This is a genomic window from Microbacterium sp. F01 (assembly GCF_056156365.1).
On sequence record NZ_CM149592.1, the window covers coordinates 1,755,192 to 1,776,083 of the forward strand.

Annotated in this window: 20 protein-coding genes; 12 read left to right on the plus strand and 8 right to left on the minus strand. The window is 69.6% G+C overall.

What is annotated here, in order from left to right; translation table 11 throughout:
• The first annotated feature begins 41 nt into the window (after positions 1-41).
• The 8 genes from rapZ to ACVN90_RS07895 all read left to right on the plus strand — a co-directional run bounded on the left by rapZ (position 42) and on the right by ACVN90_RS07895 (position 6,600).
• Positions 42-923, plus strand: coding sequence for an RNase adapter RapZ (gene rapZ / locus ACVN90_RS07860; RefSeq protein ID WP_475101572.1), 882 nt, complete (start codon positions 42-44; stop codon positions 921-923).
• A gap of 69 nt (positions 924-992) precedes the next feature.
• Positions 993-1,970, plus strand: coding sequence for a DNA-binding protein WhiA (whiA, locus tag ACVN90_RS07865; RefSeq protein ID WP_378902964.1), 978 nt, complete (start codon positions 993-995; stop codon positions 1,968-1,970).
• Positions 1,971-2,124: 154 nt separating this feature from the next.
• Positions 2,125-2,751 (plus strand): superoxide dismutase, encoded by a 627-nt coding sequence (locus tag ACVN90_RS07870; protein ID WP_116193634.1) that lies wholly within the window; start codon positions 2,125-2,127, stop codon positions 2,749-2,751.
• 103 nt (positions 2,752-2,854) lie between these two features.
• Positions 2,855-3,859 (plus strand): type I glyceraldehyde-3-phosphate dehydrogenase, encoded by a 1,005-nt coding sequence (gap, locus tag ACVN90_RS07875; protein WP_475101573.1) that lies wholly within the window; start codon positions 2,855-2,857, stop codon positions 3,857-3,859.
• A gap of 5 nt (positions 3,860-3,864) precedes the next feature.
• The gene (locus ACVN90_RS07880) at positions 3,865-5,079 is read left to right on the plus strand and encodes a phosphoglycerate kinase (RefSeq protein ID WP_475101574.1); all 1,215 of its coding nucleotides are present in this window, start codon (positions 3,865-3,867) and stop codon (positions 5,077-5,079) included.
• Positions 5,070-5,888, plus strand: coding sequence for a triose-phosphate isomerase (gene tpiA, locus ACVN90_RS07885; RefSeq protein ID WP_475101575.1), 819 nt, complete (start codon positions 5,070-5,072; stop codon positions 5,886-5,888). Before ACVN90_RS07880 ends, tpiA begins: the two co-directional genes overlap by 10 nt.
• Positions 5,889-5,995: 107 nt before the next feature.
• Positions 5,996-6,244, plus strand: coding sequence for a preprotein translocase subunit SecG (gene secG / locus ACVN90_RS07890; RefSeq protein ID WP_045298839.1), 249 nt, complete (start codon positions 5,996-5,998; stop codon positions 6,242-6,244).
• On the plus strand, positions 6,244-6,600 hold the full coding sequence (locus ACVN90_RS07895; RefSeq protein WP_056367156.1) for an RNA polymerase-binding protein RbpA: 357 nt from the start codon (positions 6,244-6,246) through the stop codon (positions 6,598-6,600). The genes secG and ACVN90_RS07895 overlap by 1 nt, the downstream gene beginning before the upstream one ends.
• A gap of 80 nt (positions 6,601-6,680) precedes the next feature.
• Here ACVN90_RS07895 and pgl read toward each other — a convergent pair whose 3' ends face one another.
• Genes pgl through tkt form a run of 6 tightly spaced genes read right to left on the minus strand, consistent with a single transcriptional unit; the run spans position 6,681 to position 14,892 of the window.
• Positions 6,681-7,460: a 6-phosphogluconolactonase gene (gene pgl / locus ACVN90_RS07900; RefSeq protein ID WP_475101577.1), complete on the minus strand. Its 780-nt coding sequence runs from the start codon at positions 7,458-7,460 to the stop codon at positions 6,681-6,683.
• Positions 7,461-7,499: 39 nt separating this feature from the next.
• Positions 7,500-8,450 (minus strand): glucose-6-phosphate dehydrogenase assembly protein OpcA, encoded by a 951-nt coding sequence (locus tag ACVN90_RS07905; protein WP_475101579.1) that lies wholly within the window; start codon positions 8,448-8,450, stop codon positions 7,500-7,502.
• Complete coding sequence (gene zwf, locus ACVN90_RS07910) at positions 8,447-9,997, minus strand: glucose-6-phosphate dehydrogenase (protein WP_475101580.1); 1,551 nt, start codon at positions 9,995-9,997, stop codon at positions 8,447-8,449. Before zwf ends, ACVN90_RS07905 begins: the two co-directional genes overlap by 4 nt.
• Positions 9,998-10,012: 15 nt before the next feature.
• Complete coding sequence (locus tag ACVN90_RS07915) at positions 10,013-11,635, minus strand: glucose-6-phosphate isomerase (RefSeq protein WP_475101581.1); 1,623 nt, start codon at positions 11,633-11,635, stop codon at positions 10,013-10,015.
• On the minus strand, positions 11,632-12,753 hold the full coding sequence (tal, locus tag ACVN90_RS07920; protein ID WP_475101582.1) for a transaldolase: 1,122 nt from the start codon (positions 12,751-12,753) through the stop codon (positions 11,632-11,634). Before tal ends, ACVN90_RS07915 begins: the two co-directional genes overlap by 4 nt.
• An 18-nt stretch (positions 12,754-12,771) precedes the next feature.
• Complete coding sequence (gene tkt / locus ACVN90_RS07925; RefSeq protein ID WP_475101583.1) at positions 12,772-14,892, minus strand: transketolase; 2,121 nt, start codon at positions 14,890-14,892, stop codon at positions 12,772-12,774.
• Between the two features lie 334 nt (positions 14,893-15,226).
• On the opposite strand from tkt, the gene ACVN90_RS07930 reads away from it, so the two are divergent.
• On the plus strand, positions 15,227-16,168 hold the full coding sequence (locus ACVN90_RS07930; RefSeq protein ID WP_475101584.1) for a heme o synthase: 942 nt from the start codon (positions 15,227-15,229) through the stop codon (positions 16,166-16,168).
• 67 nt (positions 16,169-16,235) lie between these two features.
• Here the strand turns inward: ACVN90_RS07930 and ACVN90_RS07935 are convergent, their stop codons facing one another.
• Both ACVN90_RS07935 and ACVN90_RS07940 read right to left on the minus strand, forming a co-directional pair.
• Positions 16,236-16,646 (minus strand): dinucleotide-utilizing enzyme, encoded by a 411-nt coding sequence (locus ACVN90_RS07935; protein WP_475101585.1) that lies wholly within the window; start codon positions 16,644-16,646, stop codon positions 16,236-16,238.
• 93 nt (positions 16,647-16,739) lie between these two features.
• Positions 16,740-17,696, minus strand: coding sequence for a COX15/CtaA family protein (locus ACVN90_RS07940; protein ID WP_475101586.1), 957 nt, complete (start codon positions 17,694-17,696; stop codon positions 16,740-16,742).
• A 258-nt stretch (positions 17,697-17,954) separates the two neighbouring features.
• Between ACVN90_RS07940 and sufB the strand changes: the two genes are divergently transcribed.
• Genes sufB through ACVN90_RS07955 form a run of 3 tightly spaced genes read left to right on the plus strand, consistent with a single transcriptional unit; the run spans position 17,955 to position 20,887 of the window.
• Positions 17,955-19,373, plus strand: a complete 1,419-nt coding sequence (gene sufB / locus ACVN90_RS07945) for a Fe-S cluster assembly protein SufB (protein ID WP_116193622.1) — start codon at positions 17,955-17,957, stop codon at positions 19,371-19,373.
• Positions 19,374-20,561, plus strand: coding sequence for a Fe-S cluster assembly protein SufD (sufD, locus tag ACVN90_RS07950; RefSeq protein ID WP_475101588.1), 1,188 nt, complete (start codon positions 19,374-19,376; stop codon positions 20,559-20,561). It abuts the gene before it with no gap.
• Positions 20,558-20,887 (plus strand): non-heme iron oxygenase ferredoxin subunit, encoded by a 330-nt coding sequence (locus ACVN90_RS07955; protein WP_116193620.1) that lies wholly within the window; start codon positions 20,558-20,560, stop codon positions 20,885-20,887. The genes sufD and ACVN90_RS07955 overlap by 4 nt, the downstream gene beginning before the upstream one ends.
• Positions 20,888-20,892: the final 5 nt, after the last annotated feature.

Below are 20,892 nucleotides of genomic sequence, written 5' to 3' on the forward strand. Positions count from 1 at the left end.
GGCCGTCCGGTATGACTAGGCTTGTCGGGACGGGGGTGGTCATGGGCGAGGCGACGCGTCAGGACGTCGGAGAAGTGCTGATCGTCACGGGGATGTCGGGTGCCGGGCGGTCCACGGCGGCGAACGCGCTGGAGGATCTCGACTGGTACGTCGTCGACAACCTCCCCCCGCAGATGCTCAAGCCGCTGCTCGATCTCACCGAGCTCGCCGGCGGAGTGCTGCCCCGTGTCGCCGTCGTTGTCGACGTGCGCGGGCGCGACCTCTTCTCGGATCTCCCCGACGCGATGCGCGCGCTCCGCGAGCGTCGGCAGATCCGACTGCTGTTCCTGGATGCCTCGGACGAGGTGCTCGTGCGTCGCTTCGAGGCGGTGCGACGCCCGCATCCCCTGCAGGGCGACGGCACGATCCTCGACGGCATCCGTCGCGAGCGCGTGCGCCTCGCCGCCGCGCGCGAGAGCGCCGACGTGATCATCGACACGTCCTCGTTCAACATCCACCAGCTCGCCACCAAGGTCGCTGACCTGTTCAGCGAGGAGGGCGCGGCACGGCACACGCTGACGCTCCAGAGCTTCGGCTTCAAGTACGGCTTGCCGCCGGACGCCGACATCGTGGCCGACATGCGGTTCCTCCCGAACCCGTTCTGGGATGAGCGGCTGCGTCCGTTCACGGGGGAGGACGAGGAGGTCCGCGAGTACGTGCTCGGCCAGGAGGGCGCGGAGGAGTTCCTCGACGCATACAGCGCAGCGCTGCGTCCGGTGCTCGAGGGCTACCAGCGTGAGAACAAGAGCCACTCCGTCGTCGCGATCGGCTGCACGGGCGGGAAGCACCGCTCGGTCGTGATGGTGCGCGAGCTCGCGCAGCGCCTCGCGAGCGTGCCCGGCGTCGCGGTCCGTGTGACGCACCGCGATCTCGGGCGCGAGTGACGGGGCCGCCCGGCCGGGGCGGCCGGGTAGGCTTGACGGTCGTTCCCGCAAGACCCATGAAGGAGACCCGTGTCGCTGACCGCTGACGTGAAGGCCGAGCTGATCACCGTGCGAGACCCGCGCCCTACGGCACGGGTGGCCGAGCTCACGTCCCTGCTGCGATTCTCGGGAGGGCTGCACTCGATCGCCAACCGCGTCGCCGTCGAGGCCGAGTTGGACTCCGACATCCTCGCGCGCCGCACCGCTCGCGACCTCGTCGAGCTCTACGGCGTCAGGCCCGAGCTCGTCCACGTGCAGGGCTCAGGAGCCCGGACCGGCAGCCACTATGCCGTCCGTGTGATCGAGGGCGGTGAGACGCTCGCCCGGCAGACCGGCCTCCTCGACCAGCGCCGCCGCCCGGTCCGCGGCCTCCCCAACAAGCTCACCACCGGCTCGCGCGGCGACCTCGCCGCCATCTGGCGCGGTGCGTTCCTCGCTGCCGGCACGCTCAGCGATCCGGGCCGCTCGGCCGCGCTGGAGATCACCTGCCCCTCGTCCGAGGCCGCGATGGCGCTCGTCGGCGCTGCGCACCGCCTCGGCATCGCCGGCAAGGCGCGCGAGGTGCGCGGCATCCCGCGCGTCGTCGTGCGCGAGGGTGAGGCGATCCGCGCCGCCCTCGCCGCGATGGGGGCTGCGCGCGCCGCCGCCGAATGGGACCAGATGCGTCAGCGCCGTGAGGTGCGCGCGGGCGTCAACCGGCTCGTCAACTTCGACGACGCGAACCTGCGCCGCTCGGCGCAAGCCGCCGTGGCCGCGTGCGCGCGCGTCGAGCGCGCGCTCGAGATCCTCGGCGACGAGGTGCCCGACCACCTCCGTCAGGCGGGCGACCTCCGCCTCGCGCACCGCGACGCGAGCCTCGACGAACTCGGTCACCACGCCGACCCGCCGCTCACCAAGGACGCCGTGGCCGGCCGTATCCGCCGCCTCCTCGCGATGGCCGACAAGAAGGCCGAGGCCGAGGGCCTTCCCGGGACCGAATCGGCCGTACCCGCCGGTATCGAGGACTGACAGCCGTGTCCGGATGCTGCGGGCCGCAGCATCCGTCTTCCACACGTCACAGACGGAAGCAACCCCGCCGCGCGGGCGTTGCCGCTCAGTAGGATGAATCCGTCACCCTCGCTGCGCCGGGGATTTCGGCGCGCGCCGACAGGAAGAAGAGAACATGGCGAAGTACACCTTGCCCGACCTCCCTTACGACTACGCCGCACTCGAGCCGCACATCAGCGGCAAGATCATGGAGCTGCACCACAGCAAGCACCACCAGGCGTACGTGACCGGCGCGAACACCGCGCTGGAGCAGCTGGCCGAGGCGCGCGAGTCCGGCAACCTCGCGAACGTGAACAAGCTCGAGAAGGACCTCGCGTTCCACCTCGGTGGTCACGTCAACCACTCGATCTTCTGGACCAACCTCTCGCCCGAGGGCGGCGGCGAGCCCGAGGGCGAGCTGAAGGCCGCCATCGACGAGTTCTTCGGAGGCTTCGACAAGTTCCAGGCGCACTTCACTGCCGCGGCCAACGGGATCCAGGGTTCCGGCTGGGCCGTCCTCAGCTGGGACCCGATCGGTGAGCAGCTCATCATCCAGCAGCTGTTCGACCAGCAGGGCAACACCGCGCAGGGCACGATCCCGATCTTCCAGCTCGACATGTGGGAGCACGCCTTCTACCTCGACTACCTCAACGTCAAGGCCGACTACGTCAAGGCGGTCTGGAACATCGCGAACTGGCAGAACGTCGCGCAGCGCCTCGACGCCGCCCGTCAGAAGACCTCGGGCCTGCTGGTACTGTCCTAGTTAGCGCGGCCGTCCCGGCGGGACAGCCCGCCGGGACGCCGTTGTCCTCGTTCGCATCGCAACAACCGCGCATTCGCGCACGACACATCTCAGGAGAAACTCCGTGACTGTCAAGATCGGCATCAACGGCTTCGGCCGAATCGGACGCAACTACCTCCGCGCGGCTCTCGCGCAGGGTGCGGACCTCGACATCGTGGCGGTGAACGACCTCACCGACAACAAGACGCTTGCGCACCTGCTCAAGTACGACTCGATCCTCGGCCGCCTCGACCAGGAGGTCTCGTACACCGAGGACTCGATCACGGTCGGCGACAAGACCATCAAGGTCTTCGAAGAGCGCGACCCCGCCAACCTCCCCTGGGGCGAGCTCGGCGTCGACATCGTCATCGAGTCGACCGGCCGCTTCACCAAGGCCGTCGACGCCGCCAAGCACATCGCGGGTGGCGCCAAGAAGGTCCTGATCTCGGCTCCGGCCACCGGCGAGGACGGCACGTTCGTGATCGGCGCCAACGCCGACGAGTACGACCCCGAGACCCAGCACATCATCTCGAACGCCTCGTGCACCACGAACTGCCTCGCGCCGCTCGCGAAGGTGCTCAACGACGAGTTCGGCATCGTCAAGGGCCTCATGACGACGGTGCACGCGTACACCGCCGACCAGAACCTCCAGGACGGCCCGCACAGCGACCTGCGCCGCGCCCGCGCCGCCGCGCTGAACATCGTCCCGACCTCGACCGGTGCCGCCAAGGCCATCGGCCTGGTGCTGCCGGAGCTCAAGGGCAAGCTCGACGGCTTCGCGCTGCGCGTCCCGGTCCCCACCGGCTCGGCGACCGACCTCACGGTCGAGCTCGAGCGCGAGGTGACGGTCGACGAGATCAAGGCCGCCTACAAGGCCGCCGCCGAGGGCCCGCTCAAGGGCATCCTCAAGTACACCGAGGACGAGATCGTCTCGAGCGACATCGTCACCGACGACCACTCCTGCATCTTCGACGCGGGCCTGACCCGCGTGATCGGCAACCAGGTCAAGGTCGTCGGCTGGTACGACAACGAGTGGGGCTACTCGAACCGCCTCGTCGACCTCACCGAGATCGTCGCCTCGAAGCTCTGATCCCGATGGCTCTGCGCACCCTCAGCACGCTGGGTTCGCTGGCCGGCAAGCGTGTCATCGTCCGTGCTGACCTCAACGTCCCCCTGAAGGACGCGGTCATCACGGACGATGGCCGTGTACGGGCCACGCTTCCCACGCTCAACGCCCTGATCAACCAGGGCGCCCGCGTCATCGTCTGCTCGCACCTCGGCCGGCCCGACGGTGCCCCCGACGCGAAGTACAGCCTCGAGCCGGTCGCGCAGCGACTCTCGGAGCTCCTCGGCAAGCCCGTCGCGTTCGCCCGCGACACGGTGGGGGAGTCGGCCCGCGAAGCGGTCGCCGCCCTCGAGGACGGCGACGTCGCGATCATCGAGAACCTCCGGTTCAACCCGGGCGAGACCGCCAAGGACGACGCGACCCGTCGCGCGTTCGCAGAGGAGCTCGCCTCGCTCGGCGACGTGCTCGTCTCAGACGGCTTCGGCGTCGTGCACCGCAAGCAGGCGTCGGTCTACGACCTCGCCGAGATCCTGCCGTCGGCCGCCGGTTTCCTCATCGAGAAGGAGGTCGAGGTCCTCGACCTCCTGACCGAGAACCCGGAGCGCCCATACACGGTGGTGCTCGGCGGCTCGAAGGTCAGCGACAAGCTGGGCGTCATCGACCACCTGCTGCCGCGCGTCGACCGCCTCCTCATCGGCGGCGGCATGCTGTTCACCTTCCTCGCCGCGCAGGGCCACAAGGTCGGCTCGAGCCTCCTCGAGGCCGACCAGCTCGACACGGTCCGCGAGTACATGCGGCGCGCCGAGGAGTCGGGCGTCGAGCTCGTGCTCCCGACCGACGTCGTCGTGGCCTCGAAGTTCGGCGCCGACGCGGAGCACGTGGTGACCAGCGCCGACGCGATCGAAGACACCGCGTTCGGCGCCTCCGGCCTCGGCCTCGACATCGGCCCCGACACCGCCGCGCGTTTCGCCGCGCTCGTGCGCGACTCCCAGACGGTGTTCTGGAACGGCCCGATGGGCGTGTTCGAGCTCGCGCCGTTCGCCGCAGGCACGAAGGCGGTGGCGCAGGCGCTCACTGAGGTCGACGGCCTGTCGGTCGTCGGCGGCGGCGACTCCGCCGCGGCGGTCCGCCAGCTCGGATTCGCCGACGACGCCTTCGGTCACATTTCGACCGGCGGCGGCGCCAGCCTCGAGTTCCTCGAGGGCAAGAAGCTCCCCGGACTGGAGGTCCTCGGATGGCAGTGAGCACGCCCGAAGCGAGTGCGGAGCACCGCAGGCGCACCCCGCTCATCGCGGGCAACTGGAAGATGAACCTCGACCACCTGCAGGCGGTGGCGTTCGTGCAGAAGCTGCACTGGACGCTCAAGGACGCCAAGCACGAGGACGGCTCGGTGGAGGTCGCGGTATTCCCGCCCTTCACTGACCTGCGCACCGTGCAGACGCTGCTCGACGCCGACAAGATCCCGTTCGCCCTCGGCGCGCAGGACCTGTCGGCGCACGACTCCGGCGCCTACACCGGCGAGATCTCGGGCGCATTCCTGGCCAAGCTCGACGCGACCTACGTCATCATCGGGCACTCCGAGCGTCGGCAGTACCACGACGAGACGGACGAGATCGTGGGCTCGAAGGTCAAGGCCGCACTCAAGCACGGCCTCGTGCCCGTGATCTGCGTCGGCGAGACCAGCGAAGACCTCGAGAAGTTCGGTGCGAGCGCCGTGCCGGTCAGCCAGCTGTCCGTCGCGCTCGAGGGTCTGAAGGCCGACGCCGACATCGTCGTCGCCTACGAGCCTGTCTGGGCGATCGGCTCCGGCCAGGCCGCGACGCCGGAGCAGGCCCAGGACGTCTGCGCGAAGCTCCGCGAGGTCATCGGCGAGAAGCTCGGTGCGGACGCGGCAGCGCGCACGCGCGTGCTCTACGGCGGGTCGGTGAAGGCCGCGAACATCGCGAGCTTCATGCGCGAGCCCGACGTGGACGGCGCCCTGGTGGGCGGTGCGAGCCTCGTCGTCGACGAGTTCGCCGCGATCATCCGCTACCAGAAGCACGTCGGGGTCTGACCCCGCGACCGGCGGGCGGTGAGGGATTCCTCACCGCCCGCCGGCCTACACGTATACTTGACCCTTGTGCGATCGGCGAACGATCGCAGCGAAAGGCTTCAACGACTGTGCAGATCCTCGAGTTCGTCCTGCAGGTGCTTCTCGGCATCACGAGTCTCCTGCTGACTCTCCTCATCCTGCTCCACAAGGGGCGCGGCGGTGGCCTGTCCGACATGTTCGGCGGCGGCATGACGTCGGCGCTCGGCTCCTCGGGCCTCGCCGAGCGCAACCTCAACCGGTTCACGGTGGTCCTCGCCCTGGTGTGGTTCGCCTCGATCGTCGCGCTCGGCCTGATCACGAAGTTCCAGGCCCTCTGATGGCCACCGGAGGCAACGCGATCCGCGGCACCCGCGTCGGTGCCGGTCCGATGGGCGAGCAGGACCACGGCTTCCACGCCGAGCGCGTGGCCGTCTCCTACTGGGACGCTCTGGGCAACGAGACCGTCCGCTACTTCGCGGCGGGCATCCCCGAGGAAGAGATCCCCGACACGATCGACTCCCCGCACTCGGGTCTGCCGGCCGGCCGTGACAAGGAGAACCCTCCCGCCGTCGCGAAGACCGAGCCTTACAAGACGCACCTCGCCTACGTGAAGGAGCGTCGCACCGAGGAAGAGGCCGAGACCCTCCTCGACGATGCGCTCAAGCAGCTGCGCGAGCGTCGCGGCCAGGACTGAGTCCACCACAGACAGACGAGAAGAGCGGATGCTGCAGCATCCGCTCTTCTCGTCTGTCCGGCGGTCGTCGCCGATCCGCGTCAATACTCCCGGTCGATGAGGTCCGGCGGCACCTGGGCGGCGGCGGCCTGATCGACGAAGAACGTCGTGCGCTTGCGGCCCTTCGCGCCGGCCGCCGGCACGCTGGCGTAGCTCGCGCCGGCGAGGGCGAGTCCGAGGGCGGCCGCCTTGTCGGTGCCGGCCAGGACGAGCCACAGCCGCTTCGAGCTGTTGATCACCGGGCGCGTCATGGTGATGCGCTCCGGCGGCGGCTTGGGGGCGTCGCGCACCGGGACCACCGAGCGGTCCGTGATCTGGATCTCGGAGCGGTCGGGGAACAGCGACGCGATGTGCCCGTCCGGTCCGACGCCGAGGAAGCAGACGTCGAACGACGGCCATGCGCCCTCGGCGCTGGGGAAGCGCGCCAGGTCCTGGGCGTAGGCGGCGGCCGCGGCATCCAGGTCGACGCCGTCGCCGGGCCCGAGGGCGCTGTGGACGTTCTCCGTCGGGATGTCGAGACCGTCGATGAACGCCTCACGCGCCTGGCGATCGTTTCGGTCGGCGTGGTCGAGCGGCACGAACCGCTCGTCGCACCACCAGAAGTGCACGCGTGACCAGTCGATCCGCTCCGCGCGAGGATTGCGCGCCGCGGCGCCGAGCACTGCGGCGGCCATCCAGCCACCGGTCAGCGCGACGTGGGCGAGCTTGCCCTCGTCGACCCGCGTGGCGACGCGACGCAGGAAGCGTGGTGCGACCGACTCGGCGAGGGCGGCGGGATCGGGACTGATGATGACGCGTTTCTCTGCCCAGCCTTCAGGCATCCTGCGTCCTGTCCGTCACCCGCGCACCGCTCATCAGGCCTACGTCTCCTTCGTCACCGGGGGGTCGAGCAGCTCCCAACCCTCGGTGATGACTCGACCATACAGGACGTCCGGGTCGAGCCGACGGAGCTCCTCCGCGAGGCATTCGCGGAGCGTCCGGCGAGGGAACGCGAGGTCGTGGGTCGGCTGGCCCGGCTGCGTGAGGATGGCGACGCCGGGCGTCGGGCGCTCGAGGAGAACCTCGCCGCTCGGGCGAACCAGCGCGACGGACTTGATGCCGTGCGGCCACTCGTCCGCGTCGAGATACGCCCAGTCGACCGGCACATCGAGCGTGAGACGCAGCCACGCGGCCAGAAGCGCCGTGGAGGGCGAGTCGGAGGCCCCGCGCACGCGGACGCCCACGACAGGCTCGTACGGCGGCTGGTCGAGGATCGCGGCCAGCTGCTCGCGCCAGCGCGTCAGGCGCGTCCACGCGAGGTCGGTGTCGCCCGGCGCGTACTGCTCGCCGAGACCGGCGACCCACGCCGACGGGTCGGACTTGGTCGCGGCATCCGTGATCCGGCGCTGCGCGATGCGGCCGATCGACGTCTTCGAGATGTGGTCGGGAGTCCGGTTGGGCCACCACACCACCACGGGGGCGTCGGGGAGGAGAAGACCGGTCACGAGGCTCTCGAGGTTCGAACGGCCGGCGTCGCCGAACGCGCGCAGCGTCACGACCTCGCTCGCGCCGGCGTCGCCACCGACGCGGATCTGCGCGTCGAGACGCGATTCGCCGTCGCCGGAGTCGGGGATCATCAGCACGATGACGCGCATCGGGTGCTCGCGCGACGCGTCGTTCGCGGCCTCGATCACCTCTTCGACGGCGCCCTCGCGGGTCAGGATGACGAGCGTCAGCACACGGCCTAGCGCGACCGCCCCGCCCTCCTCGCGCACATTGACGAGCGCGCGGGAGATCTTGCTGACGGTGGTGTCGGGAAGGTCGACGATCACGGGCGCCTCCAGGTGCGACCATCGCGGGAGAGCATCTCGTCCGCGGAATCCGGGCCCCACGACCCGGGCGAGTACTGTTCGAGCGGTCCGCCCTGGGCTTCCCAGAACTGCTCGATCGGGTCGAGGATCTTCCACGACAGCTCGACCTCTTCGTGCCGCGGGAACAGCGGCGGGTCGCCGAGGAGCACGTCGAGGATGAGGCGCTCGTAGGCCTCGGGGCTCGCCTCGGTGAACGCGTGGCCGTAGCCGAAGTCCATCGTGACGTCGCGCACCTGCGCGCCGGCGCCGGGCACCTTGGAGCCGAACCGGATGGTCACGCCCTCATCGGGCTGGACGCGGATCACGAGGGCGTTCTGGCCCTGACCCGAGGTCTGGCTGCGCGAGAACAGCAGTTCGGGGGCGCGCTTGAACACCACCGCGATCTCGGTGACGCGGCGGCCGAGCCGCTTGCCGGTGCGCAGGTAGAACGGCACGCCGGCCCAGCGGCGCGTGTTCACCTCGAGCGTGACGGCGGCGTACGTCTCGGTCGTGGACTGCGGGTTCATGCCGTCTTCCTCGAGGAAGCCGAGCACCTTCTCACCGCCCTGCCATCCGCCGGCGTACTGACCGCGGGCGGTCGAACGCGCGAGATCTGCGGGGAGGGTGACCGCAGCGAGCACCTTCTCCTTCTCGGCGCGGAGGTCCTTCGCATCGAACGAGATGGGCTCCTCCATCGCGGTCAGCGCCATGAGCTGCAGAAGGTGGTTCTGGATGACGTCGCGAGCGGCGCCGACACCGTCGTAGTAGCCGGCCCGGCCGCCCACCCCGATGTCTTCCGCCATCGTGATCTGCACGTGGTCGACGTAGTTGCGGTTCCAGATCGGCTCGTACAGCTCGTTCGCGAAGCGCAGCGCCAGGATGTTCTGGACCGTCTCCTTGCCGAGGTAGTGGTCGATGCGGAAGATCGAGTCCGTCGGGAACGCCGAGCGCAGCACGTCGTTGAGAGCGCGTGCCGACTCCTGGTCGTGGCCGAACGGCTTCTCGATGACGACGCGACGCCAGCGGTCGGGCTGGTCGGCGGTGTCGTCGACGAGACCGGACGCCTTCAGCTGCTCCGCGACGAGGGGGAACGCCTTCGGCGGGATCGACAGGTAGTACGCGTGGTTGCCCATCGTGCCGCGCTCGGTGTCGAGCTTGTCGACGGTCTCCTTCAGGCGGCGGAAGGCCTCCGGATCGTCGAACTCGCCCGAGACGAAGCGGATGCCCTGGAGCAGCTGCTGCCACGTCTCGTCGCGGAACTCGGTGCGCGCGTGCTGGCGCACCGCGTCGTAGACGACCTTGGCGAAGTCCTGGTCCTCCCAGTCGCGCCGCGCGAAGCCGACGAGCGCGAAGCCGGGAGGCAGCAGCCCGCGGTTGGCGAGGTCGTAGACGGCGGGCATGAGCTTCTTGCGGGAGAGGTCTCCCGTGACGCCGAAGATGACGAGCGCGCTCGGGCCGGCGATGCGGTTGAGGCGACGGTCTTCGGGGTCGCGCAGCGGGTTGTGCCCGCGCGAGATCTCGACGGTCATGTGGGGATCGAACTCCTACTGTGCCGCTTCGAAGAGCGAGAGCACTTCGATCTGGGGGTCGGTGAGGGTCAGGGTCACGACCGGGCGGCCGTGGCCTTCGGCGAGCACGGCCGCGTCGCCCGCGGCCTGCGCCTGGATCAGCTGGCCGAACGTGAACGGCCGGCCGGGGATCTCGAGGTCGGTGCCGGTCTGCTCGAGGATCTGCAGGAACACACCGTTCGCGGGGCCACCCTTGTGGAACTGCCCCGTCGAGTGGAGGAACCGGGGCCCCCAGCCGAACGTGGCAGGGCGACCGGAGTCCGCCGCGACGAGTTCGCGCAGGCCCGAGAGCTGGCCGAGCTCGAGGCGGTTGACGTACGCCTGGATCGCGACGTAGCCGTCCTCGGGAAGGCGCGCCCAGAGCGCGTCGAGCACGCCTGCGACGGTTCCGGATGCTGCGAGCTCCGGGTCCGAGACGCGCACCTCGACGCCCTCCACGGCGAAGGCCGGAGCAGTGGGCTCGGGACGCTCGTCGAGCAGACCACGGGCCGCGACCTTGGCGGATTCGACGTCGGGCTGGTCGAACGGGTTGATGCCCAGCATCCGTCCCGCGATCGCCGTCGCGTACTCCCACACCACGAACTGCGCGCCGAGCGAGCCGCTCACGAGGATCTCGCCCTCGTGGTGCTCGAACAGATGGAACTTCTTGGCCTCGTCGACGAAGCGGACGATCTGCAGATCGGCGGGCTTCGCGTCGACCTCGGGGGAGACCGGCAGCAGGACGACGGGCAGGATGCCGGTGCCCTCCTTGCCCGTCGACTCGGCGACGAGCTGCTCGATCCAGTCGGGGAGCCCGACGATGTGGGTGCCGTCGGTGATGAGGCCCAGCTTGTCCTTGCGGGGCTCACCGCCGGCGATCGCCGCGGCGAGCACGAGCGCGGGGTTGTCGGGGCTGTCGATCGAGACCTCGAGCAGGGACGCCTCGGCCTCGTCGAGGAGTTCCGAGATGTCGGCGCCGGCGAGCCCGGCCGGCACGAGCCCGAACGCGGTGAGCGCGGAGTAGCGGCCTCCCACGGTCGGGTCGGCGTTGAACACGGTGTACCCGTCAGCGCGGGCCTCCGCGTCCAGCGGCGAGCCCGGATCGGTCACGACGATGATCCGCTCGGCGGGGTCGATGCCGAGGTCGCGGAAGGCGGCCTCGAACGCGCGCTTGGCCGAGTCCGTCTCGACCGTCGACCCCGACTTCGACGACACCACGAGCGCGGTGCGCGTGAGGTCGCCGGCCTGGGCGTCGCCGTCGATCGCGGCGAGCACCTGGCCCGGCGCGGTCGAGTCGAGGATCACGAGCGGCGCACCCGACGTCTGCGCGATGACCTCGGGCGCGAGCGACGAGCCGCCCATGCCCGCGAGCACGAACCGGGTCACGTTGCGGGCGCGCAGGCGCTCGCGCAGCGCGAGGATCTCGGGGACCAGGGGGCGCGAGACGCTGACGGCCTCGGTCCACCCGAGCCGACGGGCTGCCTCGTCCTCCGCCTCGGGACCCCACAGCGACGAGTCGCCGCCGGTGATCCCCGACGCCACCAGGCTCGCGACGAGCCCGGGCAGCGTCTGCTCGACGACCGACTTGACGTGCCCCGACAGGTGGATGTCGAAGCTCATCGGGTGGCCTGGAGTGCGTCCTCGAGGGCCGTCTTCACGGTGCCCTGCAGGTCGTGCCAGGAGGCGATGAACTTGCTGACCCCTTCGTCTTCGAGCACCTGGGTGACGTCGGCGAAGTCGACGCCGACGGCGGCGAGACGGTCGAACACGTGGTGCGCGGCCTCGTAGGTGCCGGTCACGGTGTCGCCGGCGACCTGGCCGTGGTCGAAGGTCGCCTCGAGGGTCTTCTCCGGCATGGTGTTGACGGTGCCGGGGGCGACGAGCTCGGTGACGTACAGCGTGTCGGGGAGGTTCGGGTCCTTGACGCCGGTCGAGGCCCAGAGCGGACGCTGGGCGTGGGCTCCGGCATCCGTCAGCGCCTTGGCGCGGTCGGTGGCGAACTCCTTCTCGTACAGCTCGTACGCGAGGCGCGCGTTCGCGACACCGGCGAGCGACTTCAGGCCCTCGGCATCGTCGGTGCCGATCGCGGCGAGACGCTTGTCGACCTCGGTGTCCACACGCGAGACGAAGAACGACGCGACGGAGTGGATCTGCGAGATGTCGTGGCCGTTCGCCTGCGCCTGCTCGAGGCCGGCGAGGAAGGCCTCGATGACCTCGGCGTAGCGCTCCAGGCTGAAGATCAGCGTCACGTTGACCGAGATGCCCTCGGCGAGCACCGCGGTGATGGCGGGCAGGCCGGCCTTCGTCGCGGGGATCTTGATGTGCACGTTGGGCCGGTCGACCTTCGCCCACAGCTCCTTGGCCTGCGCGATCGTCGCGTCGGTGTCGTGCGCGAGGTCGGGGGAGACCTCGATCGACACGCGGCCGTCCACGCCGCCGGTGGCGTCGTAGACGGGACGGAAGATGTCGGCCGCGTCGCGCACATCGTCGGTCGTCGCCGCGAAGATCGCGTCGTCGACCGTCGCGCCCGTCTTCGCGAGCTCGGCGATCTGCTCGGCGTATGCGTGTCCGCCGCCGCCGATGGCGCCCTGGAAGATCGTCGGGTTCGTCGTGACGCCTGAGACGTTGCGCGTCGAGATGAGCTCGGTCAGGTTGCCCGACGTGATGCGCTCGCGCGACAGGTCATCGAGCCAGATGCTCACGCCTTCAGCGACCAGCTTCTCGGTGGGGGTGCTCATTCTGCCTTCTCCTCGTGCTTACTTCGCCGCGGCGAGTTCGAGTGCTTCGGTGGCCGCGAGGGACTCGCGGGCAGCCTCGACGACGGCGTCGGCGGTGATGCCGAACTTCTGGAACAGGGTCTTGTAGTCGGCCGACGCACCGAAGTGGTCGATCGCGACGGAGCGGCCGGCGTCGCCGACGATGCCGCGCCAGGTGAGCGCGGAGCCGGCCTCGACAGACACGCGCGCCTTGACGGCGGCGGGCAGGACCTTCTCGCGGTACGCGGCGTCCTGCTCGTCGAACCACTCCAGCGACGGCGCCGACACCACGCGGGCGCCCACGCCCTCGGCGGCGAGGGTCTCGCGGGCGGAGACCGCCAGCTGGACCTCGGAGCCGGTCGCGATGAGGATCACGTCGGGGGTGCCGTTCGGGGCCTCGGCGAGGATGTACGCGCCCTTGGCGACGCCGTCGGTCGACGCGAACACGTCGCCTTCGGCCTCGCCGGTGCCGCGGGCGAACACCGGGATGTTCTGGCGGGTCAACGCGATGCCCGAGGGCCCGCCCTGGCGGCGGACGATCTCGAGCCACGCGGCCGAGGTCTCGTTCGCGTCGGCCGGGCGCACCACCGTGAAATTCGGGATGGCGCGCAGCGTCGCGAGCTGCTCGACCGGCTGGTGGGTGGGGCCGTCCTCGCCGAGCGCGACGGAGTCGTGGGTCCACACGAAGATCGACGGGATGTTCATCAGCGCGGCCAGACGCACCGACGGGCGCATGTAGTCGCTGAAGATGAGGAACGTGCCGCCGAACGGACGGGTCGGGCCGTGCAGCTTGATGCCGTTGACGATCGCGCCCATGGCGTGCTCGCGGATGCCGAAGTGCAGCACCCGGCCGTACGGGTCGCCCGACCACTCGTGGGTCGACCATTCCGCGGGGATGAACGACTTCGCGTCCTTGATGGTGGTGAGGTTCGACTCGGCGAGGTCGGCCGAGCCGCCCCACAGCTCGGGCAGCACCGCGGCCAGCGCGTTGATGACGGTGCCCGACGCGGCGCGGGTGGAGACGTCCTTGCCGGCCTCGAACGAGGGGAGCGCGGATGCGACGTCCGTGGGCAGCTCGCCGGCCTCGAGCCGGTCGAACAGCGCCTTGCGCTCCGGGTTCGCGGCAGCCCACGCATCGAACGAGGACTGCCAGACGGCGCGCTCCTCGGCGGCACGGTCGGCCAGCGCCCGGGTGTGCGCGATCACGTCGTCGGCGACGACGAACGACTGCTCGGGGTCGAAGCCGAGGACCTTCTTCGTCGCGGCGAGCTCGTCGGAACCGAGCGCGGAGCCGTGGATCTTGCCGGTGTTCTGCTTGCCGGGCGACGGCCAGCCGATGATGGTGCGCAGGATGATCAGCGACGGCTTCGCGGTCTCGCCCTTCGCGGCCTCGAGCGCGCCGTAGAGCTCGGCGACGTCTTCGACGTACTCGCCGGTCTTCTTCCAGTCCACGACCTGCACGTGCCAGCCGTACGACTCGTAGCGCTTGGCGACGTCCTCGGTGAACGCCACGTTGGTGTCGTCCTCGATGGAGATCTGGTTCGAGTCGTAGATCGCGATCAGGTTGCCGAGCTCCTGGTGGCCGGCGAGCGACGACGCCTCGCTGGTGACGCCCTCCTGCAGGTCGCCGTCACCGGCGATCACGTAGGTGTAGTGATCGAACGGCGATTCACCCGCAGCGGCCTCCGGGTCGAACAGGCCGCGCTCGTAGCGGGCCGCATACGCGAAGCCCACCGCCGACGCGAGACCCTGGCCGAGCGGACCGGTCGTGATCTCGACACCCTTGGTGTGGCCGTACTCGGGGTGACCCGGAGTCAGCGACCCCCAGGTGCGCAGCGCCTTGAGGTCGTCGAGCTCGAGCCCGAACCCGCCCAGGTACAGCTGCACGTACTGGGTGAGAGAGGAGTGGCCGGCCGACAGGATGAACCGGTCGCGTCCGACCCAGTGGGTGTCCGTGGGATCGTGGCGCAGCACGCGCTGGTACAACAGGTAGGCCGCGGGGGCCAGGCTCATCGCCGTGCCGGGGTGGCCGTTGCCGACCTTCTCCACCGCGTCCGCTGCCAGGACGCGGGCGGTGTCCACCGCGCGCCGATCGATCTCATCCCAAGCCAGTTCCGACACCGGGCCGCCTTTCGTTGGAGGTGCGCCCAAGAATGTGGCCGGCTCGCGGCCCTTGTCCGGATGGAGAAGGGGGAATCGGCGACGGGCGCGCGTGTTTCTCAGCATAGCGAAGGGGTATGCCACCCAGGCCATGCGAGCCGTCTATGTGACAGAGTCTTGCGAACCTCAGGTCGCCGCCGGTGACGTCCCGGTGTCGCGGGAGTCACGTTCTGCTCACGCCCGCGGATCGCCCGATGTGATCAGTCCGGCGCCGCTGCACGCGCCCGGAGGGCAGGGCGCGACACGCCGATGCCCTAGACTTGGGGGGATTCTGCAGGCGGCGATTGCGGGGGCCATGGACAGCACGAAGACGGCCGGGACCGTAGCATCCGTCGACGGATCGCCCCGGGCTCCGCAGACCTTCGGTCGTACCGTCCGCGCGTATATCGCGCTGATGAAGCCGCGCGTGCTCGAGCTGCTGCTTGTGACCACTGTCCCGGTGATGATCCTCGCGCAGGGCGGCTTCCCCGACGTGTGGCTCGTCGTGGCGACCGTCATCGGCGGCACCGCGAGCGCCGGATCGGCCGCGGCGTTCAACATGTACCTCGACCGCGACATCGACGCGCACATGCAGCGCACGGTGAACCGCCCGCTCGTCACCGGCGAGGTCTCGCCGCGCGGCGCGCTGATCTTCGCGTGGACGCTCGCGGTGTTCTCGACCGTGTGGCTGTGGCTCACCACGAACTGGCTGGCCGCGACGCTGTCGGCCGCCGCCATCTTCTTCTACGTCGTGATCTACACGATGATCCTCAAGCGGCGCACCGAGCAGAACATCGTGTGGGGCGGCATCGCGGGCTGCTTCCCGGTGCTGATCGGCTGGACCGCGGTGACCGGGTCGCTCGCGTGGCCGCCCGTCATCCTGTTCGCGCTCGTGTTCCTGTGGACGCCGCCGCACTACTGGCCGCTGTCGATGAAGTACAAGGATCAGTACGAAGAGGTCGACGTCCCCATGCTCGGCGCGACGCGCGCCGGCTCTCAGGTGGGCCTCCAGGTGATCCTCTACGCGTGGGCCACCGTCGTGTGCTCGCTGCTGCTGATCCCCGTCGCCGACATGGGCCTCGTGTACACCGTGTCGTCCCTCGTCTTCGGCGGCTGGTTCATCTACGAGTCGCACGTGCTCTACAACCGCGCTGTGCGTGGCACGGAGCCCCGCCCGATGCGCGTGTTCCACGCGTCGATCACGTACCTCACGCTGCTGTTCGTCGCGATCGCGGTCGACCCGCTGCTGCCGTTCTGATCTGACACGAACTACGAAGAGGCCGCCCGGCGAACCGGGCGGCCTCTTCGTTCATGCGCGGGGCGCGTCAGCGGGCGACGGATGCCTCGACCTCGGCGTCGACCGGCTCCGCGGTCTCGGCGGGGGTGACGTCGGCCTTCGGCGCCGAGGTCTCCTCGGCAGCGGTCTCGGCCTCCGACGTCCAGTCGATGGGCTCGACGACCTCGACGGCCGGATACGGGCGGAGCGTCGAGACGGCGGCGACTCCGAGCGCGAGCAGCACGCCGATGACGCCGGCGCCGATGAGGATCGAGCCGAGCTGGGCGATCGACTGGCCGACATACACGTCGACGCCGGTCGCGGTGCCGTCGGTCAGGGTCGTGGTCATCGAGCCGAGCTTGTCGGTGGTGATGTACCAGCCGCCGGCGATCGTCGCCACGGAGACGACGACGAGGCCCCAGAAGGGGATGCTGCGGACGAGACGGGGGCGGGTGGGCATGTGTCGATCACTCCTCGGGATGCGCGACCCGGGTGGCCGCGGCATCCCACCCTGGCAAAGGAGTCCGTGCGACGCCAATCCGGTTGCTATGGATCAGCTGTGCGCGACCTCTGCCGCCGGCGCCTTCAGGTGCATCACGACCGCGGTCATCGCCGCCACCAGACCGACCGCCAGCACCATGTGGATGTTCACGAGCACGATGGGAAGGCCCGTGCGCGCCTGCCACAGGCCGACGACGATCTGGATGAGCTCGACGCCGAGCAGAAGAAGCGTCCACAGGCGCAGCCGCAGCGCCGGCGGCGTGCGCCACGACCCGGCCACGAGTGCGAGCGTCAGACCGAACAGGACGTACGCGGGCCAGGCGTGGATGTGCTGCATGAGCTCGGGGTTGAGCCCGTTCCGCGCTGCGCCGCCGTCGCCCGCGTGCGGCCCGGAGCCGGTCACCAGGATGCCGACCACGACTGTCACGAGCACGAGAGCGCTCGTGAGGTGGGTCAGGACCGCGTACCAGCGCGGGACGGCGAGCACGCGCGGCCCAGGCACGGCGTACACGCGGACCACCAGTGCCGCCGCCAGGGCCACGAGCAGCACCGACGCGAAGTAGTGCAGGCCCACGACGTACGGATTGAGGCCGGTGAGGACCGTGATGCCCCCGATCACCGCCTGAAGCGGCACGTAGAGACCGATCAGGAGCGCGAGCCAGAACAGGTCGCGGCGCTCGCGGCGCATCCGCACGACGAAGAGGAACGTGATGATCGCGACCGCGACGAGCACGAAGGTGAGCAGCCGGTTGCCGAACTCGATGAATCCGTGGACGCCGGAGATCTCGGCAACCGGTACGAACGAGTCCTCCGTGCATCGCGGCCAGGTGTCGCAGCCGAGGCCCGAGCCCGTGAGCCGCACCAGTCCGCCCGTCCCGACGATGCCGATCTGCACCACCAGAGTCGCCCATGCCGCGGCGATCACCCGTCGATCCACGCGGTCGGGGAGCCACAGCCAGAGGCGCTGCCAGATTCCCGGGGCGGTGGTCGTGGACTGTGGCGCGGACATGCGGGTGTCGCCTCCTGGGCAGAGGCTCCCACGGGCTGCGTGACGTCACGGGGCGCGTCCGCGGTGGGGTGGAGCCTGTAGAATCGAGGGGTCGGTTGCGCACGTGCTTCACAGCGCCGCGCACCACTGACAGTCTAGGCGCGATGGTCGGCGCCGCTTGAGAGGGCCCGAGAAGCGGCATCCCTTTCCGGTATCTCCACCGGGGAGCACGGATGCCGGGACGGATCACACCGCCAGGACCCGGAGGAGAACGAGACGATGTCTGATGTGCTGATCGATCGCCCTGAGCTGGAAGGCCTGGGCGTCTACGAGTTCGGCTGGCACGATGCCGATGCCGCGGGAGCGAGCGCCAGGCGAGGCCTGAGCGACCTCGTGGTGCGCGACATCTCGGCGCTGAAAGCCGAGCCGGAGTGGATGCTCAAGACCCGCCTCAAGGGTCTGCAGCTCTTCGAGCGCAAGCCGATGCCCACGTGGGGTGCCGATCTCAGCGAGATCGACTTCGACAACATCAAGTACTTCGTGCGGTCGACGGAGAAGCAGGCCGGCTCCTGGGAGGAGCTGCCCGAGGACATCCGCAACACGTACGAGAAGCTCGGCATCCCCGAGGCGGAGCGTCAGCGCCTCGTCGCAGGTGTGGCGGCCCAGTACGAGTCCGAGGTCGTGTACCACCAGATCCGCGAGGACCTGGAGCAGCAGGGCGTCATCTTCATGGACACCGACACGGCGCTGCGCGAGCACCCGGAGTTCTTCGAGGAATACTTCGGCACCGTCATCCCCGCCGGCGACAACAAGTTCGCGGCGCTGAACACCGCGGTGTGGTCGGGCGGATCGTTCGTCTACGTGCCGCCGGGCGTGCACGTCGAGATCCCGCTGCAGGCGTACTTCCGCATCAACACCGAGAACATGGGCCAGTTCGAGCGGACGCTCATCATCGCCGACGAGGGCTCGTACGTGCACTATATCGAGGGCTGCACCGCCCCGATCTACAAGAGCGACTCCCTGCACTCGGCGGTCGTCGAGATCATCGTGAAGAAGAACGCCCGCGTGCGTTACACGACGATCCAGAACTGGTCGAACAACGTCTACAACCTCGTCACCAAGCGCGCCGTGGCCCACGAGGGCGCGACGATGGAGTGGATCGACGGCAACATCGGGTCCAAGGTCACGATGAAGTACCCGTCGATCTTCCTGATGGGCGAGCACGCCAAGGGCGAGACCCTGTCGGTCGCTTTCGCGGGTCCCGGTCAGCACCAGGACGCCGGCGCCAAGATGATCCACATGGCGCCGTACACCCAGTCGTCGATCGTCTCGAAGTCGATCGCCCGGGGCGGCGGCCGCGCCGGCTACCGCGGCGAGGTGCGCGTCGACGCGAACGCGCACCACTCGGCCAACACCGTGCGCTGCGACGCGCTCCTGGTCGACACGATCTCGCGTTCCGACACGTACCCCGCGATCGACATCCGCGTCGACGACGTGCAGCTCGGCCACGAGGCCACGGTCTCGAAGGTCAGCGAGGAGCAGCTCTTCTACCTGATGAGCCGCGGCATGCCCGAAGACGAGGCCATGGCCATGATCGTGCGCGGCTTCATCGAGCCGATCGCGCGTGAGCTGCCCATGGAGTACGCGCTCGAACTCAACAAGCTCATCGAGATGGGCATGGAAGGATCCGTCGGCTAGATGAGCCCCACCACCGAGGCCCCCCCCGTTCCCGGCGCGAAGGGCCACACCGATGGCGCCGGTGCCTTCGTGCCCGTTCAGACCCGCTCCGAGCGACCCTGGTCGTTCGACCCGACCGCCTTCGAGGCGCCGACGGGCCGCGAGGTCAACTGGAAGCACACGCCGATCGCCCAGCTGAAGCCGTTGTTCACCGATGAGGCCGGACCCCACGGCGTCATCGAGGTCGACGTCGCCGGACCCGAGGCGCTCGTCCAGGATCGCCTCCACGTCGGCAGCGCTCCCCGTGGGGAGGTCTTCCAGCCTGAGGACCTGCCCAGCGCGATCGCGTGGAAGCAGGAGTCCGAGGCGCCGCTGCTGCGCATCCCCGCCGGCGCGGAGTTCACCGAGCCGATCGTCGTGTCGCTGAAGGGCACCGGCGGCCTGGCGCACGCCCACGTCGTGGTCGAGGCGCAGGCGAACTCTCACGCGACGGTGGTCTTCCACCACAGCGGCAGCGCGCACCACGCGCAGAACATCGAGATCATCGTCCGCGATGGCGCCCACCTCGAGCTGGTGACGGTACAGCGCTGGGACGACGACGCCGTGCATGTGGCGTCGCACCAGGCCCGCGTCGAGCGCGATGCGACCCTTCGCCATGTCGTCGTCAGCTTCGGCGGTGGCGTCGTGCGCGTCAACCCGAGCGTCGAGCTCGCGGGCACCGGCTCGCGCGCCGAACTCTACGGCCTCAGCTACTCCGACTCGGGGCAGCACCTCGAGAGCCAGGTGTACATGCACCACAAGGGCGCCGAGACCTCCGGCGATGTGCTGTACAAGAGCGCCCTGCAGGGCGCCGCGGCGCGCACCGTCTGGATCGGCGACGTCCTCATCGGAGCGGACGCCGTGGGCACCGATTCCTACGAGGCCAACCGCAACCTCGTCCTCACCGAGGGCGCGCGCGCCGAGTCGATCCCCAACCTCGAGATCGAGACGGGCGACATCCGCGGTGCCGGTCACGCGAGCGCGACCGGGCGCTTCGACGACGAGCAGCTGTTCTACCTGCAGGCCCGCGGCATCACCGAGGACGAGGCGCGACGCCTCGTCGTGCTCGGCTTCCTCGCCGAGATCGTGCAGAAGATCGGTGTCGAAGACCTCGAGGCGGAGCTGTTCGCCGCGATCGAGGAAGAACTCGCCAAGGAGGCCGGGCTGTGACCGCTCAGCGCGTGTGCGCCCTCAGCGACCTCGTCCAGGACGAGGCCCGTCGCGTCGAGGTGGACGGTGTCGCGATCGCCCTCGTGCTCGACTCCAACGGCGAGGTCCACGCGATCGGTGACGTCTGCACCCACGGCGACATCTCGCTGTCGGAGGGCTTCGTCGACGGCGAGTCGCTGGAGTGCTGGGCCCACGGCTCCGCGTTCTCGCTGCGCACCGGCAAGCCCCTCAATCTCCCCGCGTACGAGCCGGTCCCGGTCTTCGCGGTCACCGTCGACGGCGATGACGTGCTCATCGACGCGACAGTCAAGCTCGAAGTGAACTGAAGAAG

Bases quoted from the DNA above. Each gene is read 5' to 3' on its own strand.
- ACVN90_RS07870 (WP_116193634.1), top strand. From the start codon at position 2,125: ATGGCGAAGTACACCTTGCCCGACCTCCCTTACGACTACGCCGCACTC.
- ACVN90_RS07880 (WP_475101574.1), top strand. From the start codon at position 3,865: ATGGCTCTGCGCACCCTCAGCACGCTGGGTTCGCTGGCCGGCAAGCGT.
- tpiA (WP_475101575.1), top strand. From the start codon at position 5,070: ATGGCAGTGAGCACGCCCGAAGCGAGTGCGGAGCACCGCAGGCGCACC.
- tal (WP_475101582.1), bottom strand. From the start codon at position 12,753: ATGAGCACCCCCACCGAGAAGCTGGTCGCTGAAGGCGTGAGCATCTGG.
- ACVN90_RS07915 (WP_475101581.1), bottom strand. From the start codon at position 11,635: ATGAGCTTCGACATCCACCTGTCGGGGCACGTCAAGTCGGTCGTCGAG.
- ACVN90_RS07935 (WP_475101585.1), bottom strand. From the start codon at position 16,646: ATGCCCACCCGCCCCCGTCTCGTCCGCAGCATCCCCTTCTGGGGCCTC.
- ACVN90_RS07895 (WP_056367156.1), top strand. From the start codon at position 6,244: ATGGCCACCGGAGGCAACGCGATCCGCGGCACCCGCGTCGGTGCCGGT.
- zwf (WP_475101580.1), bottom strand. From the start codon at position 9,997: ATGACCGTCGAGATCTCGCGCGGGCACAACCCGCTGCGCGACCCCGAA.
- sufB (WP_116193622.1), top strand. From the start codon at position 17,955: ATGTCTGATGTGCTGATCGATCGCCCTGAGCTGGAAGGCCTGGGCGTC.
- rapZ (WP_475101572.1), top strand. From the start codon at position 42: ATGGGCGAGGCGACGCGTCAGGACGTCGGAGAAGTGCTGATCGTCACG.
- ACVN90_RS07940 (WP_475101586.1), bottom strand. From the start codon at position 17,696: ATGTCCGCGCCACAGTCCACGACCACCGCCCCGGGAATCTGGCAGCGC.
- ACVN90_RS07930 (WP_475101584.1), top strand. From the start codon at position 15,227: ATGGACAGCACGAAGACGGCCGGGACCGTAGCATCCGTCGACGGATCG.
- sufD (WP_475101588.1), top strand. From the start codon at position 19,374: ATGAGCCCCACCACCGAGGCCCCCCCCGTTCCCGGCGCGAAGGGCCAC.
- pgl (WP_475101577.1), bottom strand. From the start codon at position 7,460: ATGCCTGAAGGCTGGGCAGAGAAACGCGTCATCATCAGTCCCGATCCC.